At 34.5% G+C, this 14,471-nt stretch carries 19 protein-coding genes; 16 read left to right on the plus strand and 3 right to left on the minus strand.

The genetic code is table 11. The features are described from left to right. Positions 1-143 precede the first annotated feature (143 nt). The 5 genes from CWR48_RS06095 to CWR48_RS06115 all read left to right on the plus strand — a co-directional run bounded on the left by CWR48_RS06095 (position 144) and on the right by CWR48_RS06115 (position 3,769). Positions 144-794 (plus strand): Type 1 glutamine amidotransferase-like domain-containing protein, encoded by a 651-nt coding sequence (locus CWR48_RS06095; protein ID WP_245976736.1) that lies wholly within the window; start codon positions 144-146, stop codon positions 792-794. A gap of 205 nt (positions 795-999) precedes the next feature. Then, on the plus strand, positions 1,000-1,107 hold the full coding sequence (locus CWR48_RS20770; protein ID WP_245976750.1) for a hypothetical protein: 108 nt from the start codon (positions 1,000-1,002) through the stop codon (positions 1,105-1,107). Positions 1,108-1,278: 171 nt separating this feature from the next. Further along, complete coding sequence (locus tag CWR48_RS06105) at positions 1,279-1,566, plus strand: TIGR04104 family putative zinc finger protein (RefSeq protein ID WP_115772344.1); 288 nt, start codon at positions 1,279-1,281, stop codon at positions 1,564-1,566. A gap of 204 nt (positions 1,567-1,770) precedes the next feature. Beyond that, positions 1,771-2,850 carry an NAD(P)H-dependent flavin oxidoreductase gene (locus tag CWR48_RS06110; protein WP_115772345.1) on the plus strand — a complete coding sequence of 360 codons (1,080 nt, stop codon included), beginning with the start codon at positions 1,771-1,773 and terminating at the stop codon, positions 2,848-2,850. Between the two features lie 136 nt (positions 2,851-2,986). Continuing rightward, positions 2,987-3,769, plus strand: coding sequence for an alpha/beta fold hydrolase (locus CWR48_RS06115; RefSeq protein WP_115772346.1), 783 nt, complete (start codon positions 2,987-2,989; stop codon positions 3,767-3,769). Positions 3,770-3,988: 219 nt separating this feature from the next. Here the strand turns inward: CWR48_RS06115 and CWR48_RS06120 are convergent, their stop codons facing one another. Beyond that, a complete protein-coding gene (locus tag CWR48_RS06120; RefSeq protein ID WP_245976737.1) occupies positions 3,989-4,327 on the minus strand; it encodes a hypothetical protein in 339 nt (112 codons plus the stop codon). Between the two features lie 244 nt (positions 4,328-4,571). Between CWR48_RS06120 and CWR48_RS06125 the strand changes: the two genes are divergently transcribed. Continuing rightward, on the plus strand, positions 4,572-4,994 hold the full coding sequence (locus CWR48_RS06125; RefSeq protein ID WP_115772347.1) for a DUF2500 domain-containing protein: 423 nt from the start codon (positions 4,572-4,574) through the stop codon (positions 4,992-4,994). A gap of 18 nt (positions 4,995-5,012) precedes the next feature. Next, positions 5,013-5,498: a GNAT family N-acetyltransferase gene (locus CWR48_RS06130; protein ID WP_115772348.1), complete on the plus strand. Its 486-nt coding sequence runs from the start codon at positions 5,013-5,015 to the stop codon at positions 5,496-5,498. 243 nt (positions 5,499-5,741) lie between these two features. Here CWR48_RS06130 and CWR48_RS06135 read toward each other — a convergent pair whose 3' ends face one another. After that, positions 5,742-6,470, minus strand: coding sequence for a YqcI/YcgG family protein (locus CWR48_RS06135; RefSeq protein ID WP_115772349.1), 729 nt, complete (start codon positions 6,468-6,470; stop codon positions 5,742-5,744). A 1,014-nt stretch (positions 6,471-7,484) separates the two neighbouring features. Here CWR48_RS06135 and CWR48_RS06150 point away from each other — a divergent pair. The 7 genes from CWR48_RS06150 to CWR48_RS06175 all read left to right on the plus strand — a co-directional run bounded on the left by CWR48_RS06150 (position 7,485) and on the right by CWR48_RS06175 (position 12,816). Next, the gene (locus tag CWR48_RS06150) at positions 7,485-7,967 is read left to right on the plus strand and encodes a GNAT family N-acetyltransferase (protein ID WP_245976738.1); all 483 of its coding nucleotides are present in this window, start codon (positions 7,485-7,487) and stop codon (positions 7,965-7,967) included. Further along, positions 7,964-8,305 (plus strand): hypothetical protein, encoded by a 342-nt coding sequence (locus CWR48_RS06155; protein ID WP_115772352.1) that lies wholly within the window; start codon positions 7,964-7,966, stop codon positions 8,303-8,305. The genes CWR48_RS06150 and CWR48_RS06155 overlap by 4 nt, the downstream gene beginning before the upstream one ends. Positions 8,306-8,330: 25 nt before the next feature. Then, on the plus strand, positions 8,331-8,498 hold the full coding sequence (locus tag CWR48_RS20375) for a hypothetical protein (RefSeq protein ID WP_170140712.1): 168 nt from the start codon (positions 8,331-8,333) through the stop codon (positions 8,496-8,498). Positions 8,499-8,613: 115 nt separating this feature from the next. Beyond that, positions 8,614-9,024 (plus strand): GNAT family N-acetyltransferase, encoded by a 411-nt coding sequence (locus CWR48_RS06160; RefSeq protein WP_115772353.1) that lies wholly within the window; start codon positions 8,614-8,616, stop codon positions 9,022-9,024. Between the two features lie 89 nt (positions 9,025-9,113). Further along, the gene (locus CWR48_RS06165) at positions 9,114-9,188 is read left to right on the plus strand and encodes an NUDIX hydrolase N-terminal domain-containing protein (RefSeq protein ID WP_115772468.1); all 75 of its coding nucleotides are present in this window, start codon (positions 9,114-9,116) and stop codon (positions 9,186-9,188) included. 717 nt (positions 9,189-9,905) lie between these two features. Next, positions 9,906-11,324 carry a YfcC family protein gene (locus tag CWR48_RS06170; RefSeq protein ID WP_115772354.1) on the plus strand — a complete coding sequence of 473 codons (1,419 nt, stop codon included), beginning with the start codon at positions 9,906-9,908 and terminating at the stop codon, positions 11,322-11,324. Between the two features lie 34 nt (positions 11,325-11,358). Further along, complete coding sequence (locus CWR48_RS06175; protein ID WP_115772355.1) at positions 11,359-12,816, plus strand: aminoacyl-histidine dipeptidase; 1,458 nt, start codon at positions 11,359-11,361, stop codon at positions 12,814-12,816. A gap of 120 nt (positions 12,817-12,936) precedes the next feature. Here the strand turns inward: CWR48_RS06175 and CWR48_RS06180 are convergent, their stop codons facing one another. Beyond that, the gene (locus CWR48_RS06180; protein ID WP_115772356.1) at positions 12,937-13,179 is read right to left on the minus strand and encodes an alpha/beta-type small acid-soluble spore protein; all 243 of its coding nucleotides are present in this window, start codon (positions 13,177-13,179) and stop codon (positions 12,937-12,939) included. A gap of 442 nt (positions 13,180-13,621) precedes the next feature. On the opposite strand from CWR48_RS06180, the gene CWR48_RS06185 reads away from it, so the two are divergent. Continuing rightward, on the plus strand, positions 13,622-14,083 hold the full coding sequence (locus tag CWR48_RS06185; RefSeq protein ID WP_115772469.1) for a P-loop nucleotide/nucleoside kinase family protein: 462 nt from the start codon (positions 13,622-13,624) through the stop codon (positions 14,081-14,083). A 202-nt stretch (positions 14,084-14,285) separates the two neighbouring features. Beyond that, a complete protein-coding gene (locus CWR48_RS06190) occupies positions 14,286-14,471 on the plus strand; it encodes a hypothetical protein (RefSeq protein WP_115772357.1) in 186 nt (61 codons plus the stop codon).

Genomic DNA, 14,471 nt, shown 5'->3' on the forward strand with positions numbered 1-14,471 from the left:
AATCCCTTCTTTTTCGTCTAACAATTAACCTAATTATACTCTATTACTGCTTCCAGATGTTAAATAAGAAAATATGGAGAGTTTTTATGTACACTTTAATCTATTATGATAAAATATTCAGTAACTTATTTGGAGGGGAATTTATGAAGGCTGTGGTAAATAAACATTTATTTCTATTTGACGGCAGTCCGCCATTTGGTAAAATGCTTGGCAGTAAGTTCGCAGACCTGTCTTTAAATGATAAAGGGAAGATAGCGATTTTATTTGTTGAAAGAGAAGGCTGGATGGAATATATGGGGAGATATACAAATATGCTGTTGGCCAATGGGGTTACCAACTTTGATTATTTGCCTCTTTCTTCAAATCAGACAAATAATTATATAAATGAATTGATATTCTGCACCGGAATAATTATTGGCGGGGGAAAAACTGAACGATATCATGAATATATTGTTGATACAGAGATCGGGAAGTATATTAGAAAACGATATGAAAAAGGAATTCTTGTAGCAGGATTTTCCACAGGTGCTTTAATCAGTCCTGAAAAATGTGTCATACCTCCGATTGATAATGCTGGAAGGCAGCATTTATTCCTTAGTGGTTTAGGACTTTTAAGGGATTGTATGATAAGTGTACATTTTACTAAATGGAATGAGGAAGAAAATCTAAAAAAGGCGATATATAAAGTTAAAGTGCCAATCGGTTACGGTATTGATGACGAGGAAGGTTTGTATTTTAAAAATGGAGTGCTTTCAGGATCAGAGGGCGATAAAATTTACATTTTCAATACGTAAAATTGATTGATCTGAAACTAAATATTGGACTTTATTGGCTAATGCTATTGGAGGGAAGGTTACTATGTGGAGAGGTTCAGCAGCTATTTGTATTAATCAAAAAGATGGAATTTTGATGGTGGCACAAGAAAAGCCAAATGAATCAGAACTTTAGTCCGTTCCATCTGGCGGAATTGAAGCAAATGAGACATTTGAAGATTGTTGCATCCGTGAAGTTTTAGAGGAAACGGGATACAAAGCTACCGTAATATCTAAAATCAATGAACGAAATACTCTTACATATGGAGTATGTATACCATATATAATACTTTGATGTTGAAATCGTCGGAGAGGAGAAAAAAATTCAACACCCTGATTGCTTAATTTTTGATATTTGTTGGAAGCCGATATCTAAAATAAAAAATGATTTAAAAATGTTATTTGAAGAAGAACATGAGATACTGCTTAATTATATAAAAGAAAGTTAAAAAAATGGAGGGGTACTTTGCAAAAATGTGAAAACTGTAACTCACAATTTGGCTGGGAAAAAGTCTTTAAATCGTTTTGGTGGGCATATAGACCAATTGAATGTGATAACTGTGGCAATACGCATAAGATAACCATTTTAGGTAGACTAACTGGAGCAGCCATATCCGTTGTGCCAATGATGTTATTTTTTAATTACCTCTCCCCTTTTGATAGTTCTTCTTTAACCATCAGTACAGGTCTTATTATAGGAATTGTTGGTTTATTAGTTGCGCCGTATGTTATTCAATACAAAAGGACATACTGAGCAGTTAAACATAAATAATTGGTGCTAGTATAGTTGACTGTTAGATAAACTGAATAAGTAGAGGAAATTTGCTATTTAACTAATTGGTTTGTTAATGCAAGAGGAATAGCGCCATGATATTTTACTAAAATGCAAGTTAATATAAAGGGGGGATTGGTGAAATAAAGGCGTGATTAAGAACATATTAATAAAGAGGTGTAGTTTATGTTTAATAATAAAATTACAAAACTTTTGCATATTCAGTATCCGATAATACAAGCACCAATGGCTGGCGGAGTAACTACTTCGAATTTAGTAGCAGAGGTTTCGAATTCTGGAGGTTTGGGGATGATTGGGGCAGGCTATATGACCCCTAATCAAATGCGTGAACAAATTAGGGAAATAAAACAGTCAACATCCAATTTTTTTGGTATAAATCTATTTGTCCCCAGCGAATTCGATGTTACGCAAGACAAGATAAAATCAGCTAACCAGATATTACAGCCTATTCGTGAGCAATTGGGTTTACACCATATAGATAACTTAGAAATTCCTAAATATGATAATGTACTAGAAACATTTAATGAACAAATTAAGATTGTAATAGAAGAAAAAGTCCCTGTTTGTTCTTTCACATTTGGCATTCCTTCAAGCAAAGTTATTAATGAGTTAAAACAACATAACATTATGCTAATGGGAACAGCCACAACTGTTAAAGAAGCAATTGAAAATGAAAATGCTGGAATGGATATTGTTACCGTTCAAGGCAGTGAGGCTGGAGGTCATCGAGGCAACTTTATCAATGAGGATCACGAAAGTTTAATTGGATTAATGTCATTAATCCCGCAAGTTGTTGACAATGTAAGTATTCCCGTTGTTTCAGCTGGAGGGATAATGGATGGGAGAGGGTTAATGGCATCTATTTGCTTAGGAGCCAAGGGTGTACAAATGGGAACGGCTTTTCTAACCTGTACTGAAAGTGGGGCTAGTGAGATTCATAAAGAAGAAATTCTTCATGCTCACGAAGATCAAATGGTTTTAACTCGTTCATTTTCAGGAAAACGGGCAAGAGGAATTAAAAATAAATATATTTCAGAGATGGAGAAACATGAAGCAACTTTACCGGAGTTTCCTGTTCAAAACACACTAACTAAAGGTATTAGAAGTGCTTCTTCTTCACAAAAAAACCGGGAATTTATGTCTCTTTGGTCAGGACAAAGTCCAAGATTAGCTGAAAAACAAACTGTTAACTCGTTAATAAAAAATATTATTACAGAAGCAAAGAATATTATAACAGCTTTATAGAATTAATTGACAGTTTAGTTCAATAGACACCGTCCATTACCACCGACAACAGGGCATGCAAAGAAGTAATAGGTATTCACCTATGGATGCCTAACTGAATAGCTTATTGGGAAGGCTATTTTTAGGGGGAATCGGTGTGGGTTACTATGTTACTGTAGAGTCAGGCGTAAAACTGTATGTAGAAGATATAAATACCGAGGGCAGTAAGACGATAGTGTTTTTACATGGTTGGCCGTTAAGCCATAAACAGTTTGAATATCAATTTAATGTTCTCCCTTTTATGGGTTACCGCTGTATCGGAATAGACTGGAGAGGATTCGGAAAGTCGGATAAGCCAATAAGTGGATACAATTTTGACCGATTGGCGGATGATATACGTGCAGTAGTTGATGTACTTCAATTAGACAATTTCACTCTCGTAGGTCACTCTACAGGTGGAGCAATTGCGATTCGGTATATGTCGCGACATAATGGTTACGGAGTATCCAGCCTTGTCTTAGTAGACGCCGCAGCACCTATAGGATTTTCTACAGAAACTGCAAATAGATTCCTTACTCAAACGTTAAATGACCGTCCTAAGATGATTAGAGAAGTGACAGACAGCTTTTTCTTTCAGTATATAACAAGCTCATTCTCTGAGTGGTTTTTTCAATTGGGTATACAAGCAGCAAGTTGGTCAACGGCAGCAATCATAATTACACTAAGAGATGAGAAGCTTTATACAGATTTGCAAAAAATACTTGTACCTACCTTAATCGTTCATGGTGTTCACGACAAAGTTATTCCATTTGCACAAGCTCATGAACTAAATCAACAAATAAAAAATTCACAGCTAGTTCCATTTCATTACAGCGGTCATGGTCTTTTCTGGGAAGAACGTGACAAGTTTAACGAGCTATTAGGAAAATTTATTGGTTGATAGTCCTCTTCAACAAACTATGCAGGGTTTAACAAGAAAATCTTCATTTTATCGATCTATTTTTCTTACCCCCCAAAGGAATTAGTTAAACAAAGAGACGATCAGTAATAATTAACAAAATAATTACTTGCTATTAAGCTAATAGGTTACAAATTAGGATTTTTTCTCGAAACTCGGACTTTTTATTGTTTCACACTATTTTCTTTTTGTACGGACTTGTTAAATTATAATGTCGATATTTATGATAAAAAATGACTTATTCTCTTGATAAGTCATTTTTAACTTTGCAGACTGAACATTACCCTTCGATAGCGCGTCACATAATTCAATCTTTGTATAAAGTTTTTTCTCTTGTTTCAGAGTATGAAGAAACAAACGAATCAAGTCATCGGTCAAATCGTGATTCTCTGATAATATTTTTACAGCGATAGTTCTATTATATGTTTCTTTGGATTTAAGCATTTCTAATAGTTCAATTTGTGTATGGTTGCTATATTGTTGCAAATCATCACTTGTAATCTTTCCACGATTTTTTAACTGAGAATCAGAACTTTTCATTTATTCCCCCCTATATCAATTTTACTCATTTCAGAAGCTTAGACAAATTATTAGGATCTTATTGGACAAGTTAGTTGCTATCGTAATTTAGTATGTAAAATTTTTGAGTTAAGTTGACTTTAGTCGTAGCACTTTAAGAAAGAATGGGATACCTATACAAAATGTTTTTAATGTATTCCTTTATGAAACTTTTCAAATTTCCACTCGTATAAAGATTAAAAGTTGTAATGAAAGGAGTGTTTATATGTCAGACCCATTTTTCATGGATGAACCTATGTTCCAAATTGTCCCTATTTTTATTGGAATTATTTTTGTTATAGTTATCGGTGGTATCTTATTTTCAGTTTTCAAAGGTGTTGGTCAGTGGCGTAAAAATGAGCAGTCTCCGAAACTAAAAGTGGCAGCTGAAGTCAAATCCAAACGAGCAGAAGTTTCTAGAAGTGCTAATATGAATCATCACAATGACGACCAACACTACCATTCCTCAAGCAGCACTCATACAAGTTACTTTGTTACTTTCGAGTTTGAAAGTGGTGACCGTTCAGAGTTTCATCTTTCCGGAAATGAATATGGGTTACTTTCTGAAGGTGACATTGGGATGTTAAGCTTTCAAGGAACTCGATATTTAGGCTTCGAGAGGGATAAAGCTAAGAGAGAAAATAATTAGGCAGAAGGATGAATTAATTTGATTGATACAGAGAGATGTTATTTCAATACTTTTACAAAAGCGGACAATGCCGATGTGAAAAAGCTTTTTGTAAATCAGGCTGTAAGAAAATACCTGGGTGGCATCAGAGATGAAGAATCCATTTTAAATGTATTAGACGATATGATAAATCCTCCAGATAATGCTTTTTATTGGGTTGTTAGAGAGAAACAAACCAATAACTTTATTGGCTTAGTTTCTCTGGATCCCCATCATGAGGGAAGGTTTCTTGAGATTTCATATCAAATATTACCAAATTGGTGGGGGAAAGGTTATGCAACGGAGGTAGTCCGGCCCATTATTGATTATGCCTTTAAAGAATTAAACCAAATAATATTAATTGCTGAAACGCAAACTGATAATAAAAATTCTATCAGGCTATTGGAGAAATTAGGGATGCAATTAGAATGCAAAATTACCAGATTTGGTGCTGAACAAGCAATTTATTCTATAAAACTATCCTAATATACTGCTATTAATTATTGGTTAGGACTGAGAAATCTGTGTTTAATCGTTTTGGTGCCTTTCATCCATGAGAATCTTTAACTATACAAATTATTAAGGGGGAGTAGTTAACATGAAAAAGTACATTAATAAGGGAAATATTATAATATTTTTATTAGGTTTTTTATCATATTTTATTATTTCTACGATTTTTAAACTAATATGGTAAGATCCCCTTTTAAAATGGGAGATTTGTTTTCATTTTTATGATTTATGATGAAATGGGCATTTGCCTTGAATTGGCTCTATATCGTCTCCAATAAAGAATTGCTTCCATTCATTATGTGTCGGATCGCCAAAGTGGCCGATATCTGGATGCTTCGGCAGCTGATCCCATGCTTCTACACGTTTACGGACCCTTTCACGTGACATAATACCACCTTTATCAGTTCCTCTCAATCCTTCAAAGATCTTGCGCGGCTGGAATCCAAGCACCATTGCATTTCCTAGATTACGAGTCTTTCGCTGCTTATATGCCGGAGCATTTCCGAACACGAAGATTGGCTCGCCATTAAATCGATAATCCCATAAATAATGTTCAGGATCATGCTGACTGCCCTTTGGCCATTCAACTTCATCGACTTCATGTAAGTATTGGAGAATCTCCCAAAACTGCTTACGGTAATCTTCAAGAGCGCCCTCTTGCTTAAAAGGTTCTACAAATACAAAGAGACCGTGTCTCTTGTAGTTTGGCAATTTAAACAAATTCAGAAAGACTTCCAGTGCAGCAGGCAGATTACTCCAATCTTCTTGGGTAATATAAGCATAGCGGAGCTCGCCTTTCAGTTCGCCACCCATACCAAAATAACATGGAAACGTTTTATTTGTTACCGTGTTATGAAAAGTTTCATATTCCTTATAGAGCCAGCTCGGCAAGTCTATTCGATTATGGAAATCATCTTTTGTTAATAATGCTTGTTTCTTCGTAATCATACTTTCGCCTCCACCAACTTTATTCGCAGATTTCTTTATGTCTAATCTCTACCCATCCTAATTTTCCCGAAACATTGGTGTAGTTGAATTTTTAAATTAGTTATGGAATGAAATTTCAAGTGAGCAAGGGAAGGATGAACTAAGAAAGTGAGGATAAATTATGATGAAATTGAGATGAATCTAATCTCAAATCCATTGGCAAACAAAGAATATAAGAATAATAATACTGAGCGTTCATTAGCTGTGTCACAGTACCATATTTTAGAGGTTGATTTTTCAAAAATTATGAATTCAGGTAGAATATTCCGATATTGTATCATACCAAAGATGCGCTTTTCAAAAATAGTGCCAATAGCATCATATTAAGAAAAAATGCTATTTATGCGAAGAAAAAAATTTAATTACAAATAATGCTTCAGCAGATAAATATAAAAAGTTTATAAATTATTTTGTGAAATCCCCATAAACTCTAGGGTGCTATTAGTATATGTTCGAACAATTTGTTATTAAATGGAATGCCTAACCGTTAACAATCAATTGCTCGTATGATAAAATATTCAGTAACTTACGTTGCATGTAGAGATCAGTGGGATTCATTTCAAGGAGGAAGGGAGCTCAGAATGAATTACATTAAAATTGCGATTGTTTTACTTTTGATAAGTAACTGTCTTTTACTTATTGGTCTTTTTCCAAGAGAAATACAATATATCTACATTTTTTTAGGGGTAATATTAAGTTATATTGGGATAGCAGCATTATTGCTGGGGGCTTTTAAAAGGTACAAAATCGACAAAGGGTCTAGATGATAGTTTGAAATTAATGATTTAAGGTGGAATGGAAATCTAACTGTTTGATATGTTGTAAATGATATGAAGTAATTACGGTGTTGTTCCTGGCTTAAGGATAGAATATGAACATTGGTGTCAGATTAATGTTAATATATAAAATAGGGTGATTTATTTGTTAATAAGGGAGGCGATTTAGAATGATGCAAAAGGGATTGCTAAAGTCCACGTGGAAAGTTGGAGAACCACATATAAAGATATCAATCCAGATGATTTTTTGAATAACTTGTCTTATGAAATACGGGAGCAATTGTGGATCAATAATATTCCGAGTGGAAATGTATTTGTTGCAGAAAATGAACTTGGCCAGATTGTTGGCTTTTCATCAGGTGAAAGAGAAAGAAGCGGAGAGTACAAGGAATATGAAGGTGAACTGAGTTCAATTTATATTCTAAAGAAGTATCAAGGCAGAGGAATAGGGAAGTTATTAGCAAAGCCAGTATTTGAGAAGATTAGGGATTTAGGAATGAACACAATACTTGTTTTTGTATTAGAAGATAATGAATCCAGATTATTCTATGAAGCACTTGGTGGTAAGGTGATAGATAATGTAGAAATTGAGATTGCAGGAAAGAAACTTAATGAACTTGTTACGGATGGGATAATATTAGAAGCATTTTATAATACCGAAGACACAGGAGGGTTACTATGAAAAGAAAATTTTTGTTCAGTTTTAGCATTATTGGGACTTTAGCGCTCTCAATTGGGCTAATGACAGAATTAGAAAGCACAGTTGTATTGGTAAAGGAACAGAAAGAATCGAAAATTTCTATTATAGGACAATCCGCCATTAATAATGGAGATCAATACAGAGTTGTAACGGCAGCAGAACAAGACATGCTGGAAGGCTATATTAAAGATAAAGATCGATACATAGAAATCACAGCAGAAGAACAAAAAATGGTAGAGGAATCGAAGGATTTATCCGGATTTGTATCGCAGGAAAATGGAGAAGGCTTCTATTTTGAAAAAAGGATGCCAAAGTATTAAAAAATGATAAAGGGTTGATCAATTAATGGAATCTATAATGTCGATATTCCCGATTATATTTATGCTGGCAATTATAGTGGCAGTAGTCACGATTTTATTAAGAGCATTAAATAATTCCAAACCAAACACAGATTTAGAAAGAAGGGTTGAAATCTTGGAAAAGGAAATAACCAACCTTAAGAATAATAAATGATACAAATTCTGCCGTTCTTACTTTTTCATACAGAATTACGATATTTGAGGAGGTATAAGACAATGGTGAAATTACGATATCACTCTTCAAAATAAAATTTGAGGAGGGAAAATACATGAAAATAGATTTTAGCAATAATAAAAGTGTTAACAAAGAACAATTAGTGAAATTATATAATGATGTCCAATGGTATGCTTATACACGGGATGTAGATGTTTTACAGCATGCAATATCACAATCATTAGATGTTATATCTGCTTGGGACGGAAATAATTTAGTTGGGCTCATCCGGGTTGTAGGTGATGGATTAACGATCATTTATATCCAGGATATCCTTGTTCTAAACGCTTACCAAAATCAAGGGATTGCAACTCAACTAATGCAGCAAATTCTGTTAAAGTACGGAGGTGTTCGTCAAAAAGTTCTTTTGACTGAGGAAGCACCTGACGTAAGACATTTTTATGAAAAGAATGGATTCGAATCTTGTGATAAGGGTTCTTTTGTAGCATTCGCTAAGTTTAGTTAATTCTTCAATTAAAATCATCTTGCAAATCTAGCATGCTATCTAACTCTTTAGTAAAACTTTATATGGGAATTAACAGGAAGTAATGATATATGGAACCAAGTTGGCTTGATTGGGCGAAGCAACATCAAGCAATTGCACAGGCTGGATTAACTTATTTGAATTAATAAGAGATATATTTATAGTAGAAACAGGGAAAGTAAATGGCAAATTAACACCATTATTTTTTAGGAGCATCCCTATATGTTATTTAAAAAAGTATTTGTAAATGGAAAATGAATATCATTTTGGGGGTAATCTAATGAATTTAGAAGAGCAGAAGAAATATATTTGGTCCGGTAAAGTGTATAACGATTTAACTCCGGATTTAGTCAAGGCAAGAGAAGATGCGGTATTTCATTACAAATGAATATAATAATAGTTTCGGCAAACCACAGCATGAAAGAGAAGACATATTAAAAAAGCTGTTAAAGAGTAGCGGAAGCGCCGTTCTTTTTCAACCAAACTTTAGATGTGAATTTGGCTACAATATTACAGTAGGCAATAATTTCTATTGGTGTGTTTTTATTCTAAGTAAATAATATCGATGAAAGTGGTCTTCACGGGAGAATGGCTATAAATAATGAATCATGAATCAATAAAAAACGAATCCTAATCTATAGAAGGATTCGTTTTTTATTTTCGTAATTGAAAGTTTGCCGGGGGGATAAATGGATATACCATCAATGGAAAATATGTCTGATTTGGACATTTTTCTACAAAAACACCTTGTCTAGCTAAATTTAATAGTATATAATTACTCTATTGATTTAGCGCTTTAATACGATAAAGTATAATGTGTTCTGAAAGTACTTGTTTAGTTTAAGAAAGTAGGGAGTTTTATAATGTTAGCGGAAAAAGGAAAGAATCCAGAGCCAAAAAATATGGAAAAATCAAAAATACCACATACCTTTATTATCCTATTCGGAATTATTGTTTTACTAGCAATTACTACTTATTTCATTCCAGCTGGTGAATATGATCGAGAAACGACTGAAGATGGAAGAACGATTGTTATAAATGGGACATATCATGAAACCGATGCAAGTCCAGCAGGCTTCCTGGATATCTTCACAGCTGTATTTGATGGAATGGTTCAAAGTGCAGACATCATTTTTTTATTATTTATTGTTGGTGGATCATTTGGAATTTTAACAAGTACTGGTGCGATTGAAGGTTTGTTTAACAGGTTAATAACAAAGCTAAAAGGGAATGAAATTTATTTAATCCCAATATTAATAACGTTTTTTGCTATCTGTGGTGCAACCTTTGGTATGGCTGAAGAGAGTATCCCATACTTAATAATTCTTTTACCTTTCCTGCTTAAACTGGGATTTGACCGAATCATTGCTGTGGCTGCCCCCATGATTGGTACGGCCATTGGATATGCGGGAGGCGTTACAAATCCATTTAATGTTGGGGTGGCACAAGGTATTGCAGAATTACCATTGTTCTCAGGAATGTTCGTGCGAATTGTTTTATTAGCAATCTTGATTATTATCACAAATATATATGTCATGCGATATGCTAGAAAGATATTGAAAAGTCCTGAGAGAAGTCTTGTATATAGAGAAAGACCATTTATTTCAGAAGATGAAAACCCAACTTTTAGTCATCAATTAACGAAAAGTAATGGAGTTATTTTGATTATCTTTCTTCTTACCATTTTAATCATTCCTTTTGGTATCATCAATTATGGATGGTATATGAAGGAAATCGCTTCCCTATTTTTAATCATGGGTGTCATAGTAGGGATCATTGCCAAAATGAAGTATAATCAGATAGCCGAATCATTTGCAAAGGGATGTAATGATATGGTTGTAGCAGCATTGGCTGTTGGTTTAGCACATGGTGCAGTCGTCATCCTAGAAAATGCAAATGCGATTGATACGATAGTCTACTCATTATCTGGTTTAATTGAAGGCCTGCCGTCAACAGTTGCAGTAGCTGGGATCTATGGCGTTCAGAATGTTATCAATTATATTGTTAGTTCAGGAAGTGGACAAGCTGCATTAACGATGCCGCTCATAGCGCCGTTAGCTGATTTGGTTGAAGTAAACAGACAAACTGCTGTTTTAGCTTTTCAAATTGGCGATGGTATTTCCAATGCGCTTACACCTACCAATGGTCAGTTGATGGCCAGTTTAGCGATTGCTGGATTATCCTGGATTAAGTGGGCAAGATTTCTTATTCCATTATTAATCATCCTTTATATTGTTGGGTTAATTTACCTTCTTTGTATACATCTATTTATATGGGTATAAAAAATTGCTAGTAATTAGAGAGGGAGAGACAACGATGTACAATAGTTTACAAAAACTAAATGAGATACCGATATTTCATTTCTTTTCCGAGATATCCCAAATACCGAGAGGCTCAGGAAACGAAAAAGAAATTAGTGATTATTTAGTCCGCTTTGCTTATGAGCGCGGATTAGAAGTAATTCAAGATGAGGCATTAAATGTAATTATCAAAAAGCCTGCTACAGAAGGATATGAAAATGGGCCGACAGTGATCATCCAAGGACATATGGATATGGTATGTGAGAAAAATGAAGGGACAATTCATGATTTTAGCAAAGACCCATTAAAGCTGCGAATTAAAGATGATATGTTATATGCAACAGATACAACGCTAGGAGCGGATAATGGTGTAGCGGTTGCGTATCAATTAGCGTTATTGGATGCTGTGGATATAGCCCATCCAGCCCTCAAAATTGTCATAACGACAGAGGAAGAAACAACAATGAAGGGTGCATTAGCAGTTGACTCCAGTCTTTTGGAAGGGAAAATTTTGATAAATATTGATTCAGAAGAAGATAATAAACTGTTGGTCAGTAGTGCAGGCGGATTACAGACAGTTTTAGAAATACCGATAATAGAAGAAACTACACATGAGGAATACGTGAGTTATAATCTATCGGTGAAAGGTTTAATAGGTGGACATTCTGGAATTGAAATTGACCAGGAAAGAGGAAATGCGATTAAAATAATGGGACGACTGCTGTATGACCTGTCGACTAATTTTAACTTAGTAATCCAACATGTGCGTGGCGGTATGGCATCCAATGCAATTCCTCGTGAAGTAATGGTTACCATCGCATTGCCGGAAGGGGAAGTTGGTTTATTACATCAAAAAATACAATCATGGACGCATACGCTTAAAAAGGAATTTGCCATTTCTGACCCTGATGTTTTCATTGAGCTGAAGCAAGTAGAATACTCCTTGCCGACATGTTTTTCAGAAGAAACAAAACGGAAGGTAATAACATCTCTCATGCTTTTACCAAATGGAATCCAAAATATGAGTATGGATTTGAAAGGCCTAGTAGAGAGCTCAGTTAATGTAGGGAAAGTCTATACAACTAAAACCTCGATTATAATTGAAAGTGATGTAAGAAGTTCCATGAAAAGCCGCAAATATGCGATTACGGATCAATCTCGAGTGGTTGCTGAAAGCTTAGATTGCAATTTTAGAGTTACTTCGGATTATCCCGAATGGCCATACAATCCTAATTCCGCAATACGTCAATTATTTGAAAAGATATATTTTGAAAGAGAAGGAAAAAATATTGAAGTGGTTGCAGTGCATGCTGGGATAGAATGCGGGATTTTTATCGAAAAAACTCCTGAATTAGACGCTATTTCTATTGGTCCCGATATGTTTGATGTACATACTCCAAATGAGCATGTTAGTATACCGTCTATGTTAAATAATTGGGAATATTTCCTAGCTGTACTTAAACAAATGAAATAGATCCCTGGTGAAGTGTGGAGAAGACATTAGTGTTTTAATCAGAGAGATTCGAGCCCTTAAACATTTTGTAGTAGACAGAAACCCTGTCTGTTTGTATTTTCAAACAGCAGGGTTATTTGCTTATTTCCTTTTCATTTGTTCCTGTGCCATCCTCACCATTTCTTTCACCATGTTTCCTCCAATCGGACCACCAACTTTCCCCGCTTGTTCAGAGGTTAGGTGTCCATTGTAGCCTTCCTTTAACGGAACTCCTTGCTCTTTTGCAACTTCGTATTTAACCGCATCTGGATTCTCATTGTCGACCGTGTACCCTTTTGCTTTCATGACGCGTCCTTTAAACTCGCTTAACTCATTTTTTCCCATGATATTCGCCTCCTTTTTATAGGTTTTCCTGAATGCATAAGATTACGCAAGCGGATTTGAAGGTGGCTAGAATCAACTGTGATATACATGCAAAAATAACCTGAATTTGTTTGCAAATTGTACTTTGTGGAGAAGTGGAACTTTTCTTAACTTTATTCGTATTAAATAATAAAAATAAAGTTATTGATTAGTTGAGAAACGCGAAGAGGAGTATAGTTTGAAAGTCGATTGAGAACATATTTAGGATAATAAAGGAATTCATATCAAAATAATTGGGGGGAGTATCCAGATGTTTGAAAAGTTTAATTTTGACTTAATTTAGTAGGTAAGAAAGTATAACTACTTTCTTAACGAATAAGTGCAACTAAGGCTGTCACCGAAAGGCTTGGTGACAACCAAGTTTTTTAATCATGAACGCGATGATTTCACCCCTCTAGTGGTAATGATGTGTGGCGTGGCTGTCTCTGGGAAAACTACATTCTCACAACAATTAGAAAAGGAAGGTTTTGTACGCCTTTCTATCGATGAAGAAATATGGGCTACTAATGGTCGTTATGGGATTGATTTCCCAATTGAAAGGATTGAGGAATACAAGAAAGATGCAGAAATAAAATTACGCAATCATTTTATAAAGTTAATTCACGATAAACAACAGGTCGTAATCGACTTCAGTTTTTGGGATCCTGTAAGAAGGGACCAATATAAACAACTCATTGAAAAATCCGGCGGTAGATGTAAACTTATTTATCTAAAAGTTCATCCTGATGATTTACGTGAATGGCTTAAAATAAGAAACAAACGTTTTGATGCTAATGCGTTCCCTATTACTGAAGAAATTTTAACTTCCTACCTAAATGGTTTCGAAGTATCAAAAGATGAGGTGGAAATTGTGATTGAGAATTAGGCCTGTAAATAAAAACCTATAAGACTTAAGAGTTCAACAAGGCGATAATCAAAACGATCGTCCTTTTATTTGATGGGTATTTGTGAATATTGTGTTAATATTTAAAGTAAAGTTCGAATTATGTCCCAGTTTTGAAGAGCGTTGTTTAACTTGTGTACTACAATCGGACCAGATAGTTATACAAAAGAGGGAGATAAATAATATGAATAATTGGTGGAATATCATTTATTTTGTACTTATAGCATTAATTTCGATATTTACTGGTGAAATTGTAACTTTTATCATGTTAGGTTTCATTTTGTTAACTTTGAACAATATCAACACGACACTAAAAAAGATTTACAAGCAAAATAGTCAAAAGAATGATAAAGAAGAAATCGGACAATAG

Source organism: Oceanobacillus arenosus (assembly GCF_003369575.1).
GTDB classification, from domain to species: Bacteria; Bacillota; Bacilli; order Bacillales; family Amphibacillaceae; genus Oceanobacillus; species Oceanobacillus arenosus.

Bases quoted from the DNA above. Each gene is read 5' to 3' on its own strand.
- CWR48_RS06095 (WP_245976736.1), top strand. From the start codon at position 144: ATGAAGGCTGTGGTAAATAAACATTTATTTCTATTTGACGGCAGTCCG.
- CWR48_RS06110 (WP_115772345.1), top strand. From the start codon at position 1,771: ATGTTTAATAATAAAATTACAAAACTTTTGCATATTCAGTATCCGATA.
- CWR48_RS06120 (WP_245976737.1), bottom strand. From the start codon at position 4,327: ATGAAAAGTTCTGATTCTCAGTTAAAAAATCGTGGAAAGATTACAAGT.
- CWR48_RS06125 (WP_115772347.1), top strand. From the start codon at position 4,572: ATGTCAGACCCATTTTTCATGGATGAACCTATGTTCCAAATTGTCCCT.
- CWR48_RS06135 (WP_115772349.1), bottom strand. From the start codon at position 6,470: ATGATTACGAAGAAACAAGCATTATTAACAAAAGATGATTTCCATAAT.
- CWR48_RS06155 (WP_115772352.1), top strand. From the start codon at position 7,964: ATGAAAAGAAAATTTTTGTTCAGTTTTAGCATTATTGGGACTTTAGCG.
- CWR48_RS20375 (WP_170140712.1), top strand. From the start codon at position 8,331: ATGGAATCTATAATGTCGATATTCCCGATTATATTTATGCTGGCAATT.
- CWR48_RS06160 (WP_115772353.1), top strand. From the start codon at position 8,614: ATGAAAATAGATTTTAGCAATAATAAAAGTGTTAACAAAGAACAATTA.
- CWR48_RS06170 (WP_115772354.1), top strand. From the start codon at position 9,906: ATGTTAGCGGAAAAAGGAAAGAATCCAGAGCCAAAAAATATGGAAAAA.
- CWR48_RS06175 (WP_115772355.1), top strand. From the start codon at position 11,359: ATGTACAATAGTTTACAAAAACTAAATGAGATACCGATATTTCATTTC.
- CWR48_RS06180 (WP_115772356.1), bottom strand. From the start codon at position 13,179: ATGGGAAAAAATGAGTTAAGCGAGTTTAAAGGACGCGTCATGAAAGCA.
- CWR48_RS06185 (WP_115772469.1), top strand. From the start codon at position 13,622: ATGATGTGTGGCGTGGCTGTCTCTGGGAAAACTACATTCTCACAACAA.
- CWR48_RS06190 (WP_115772357.1), top strand. From the start codon at position 14,286: ATGAATAATTGGTGGAATATCATTTATTTTGTACTTATAGCATTAATT.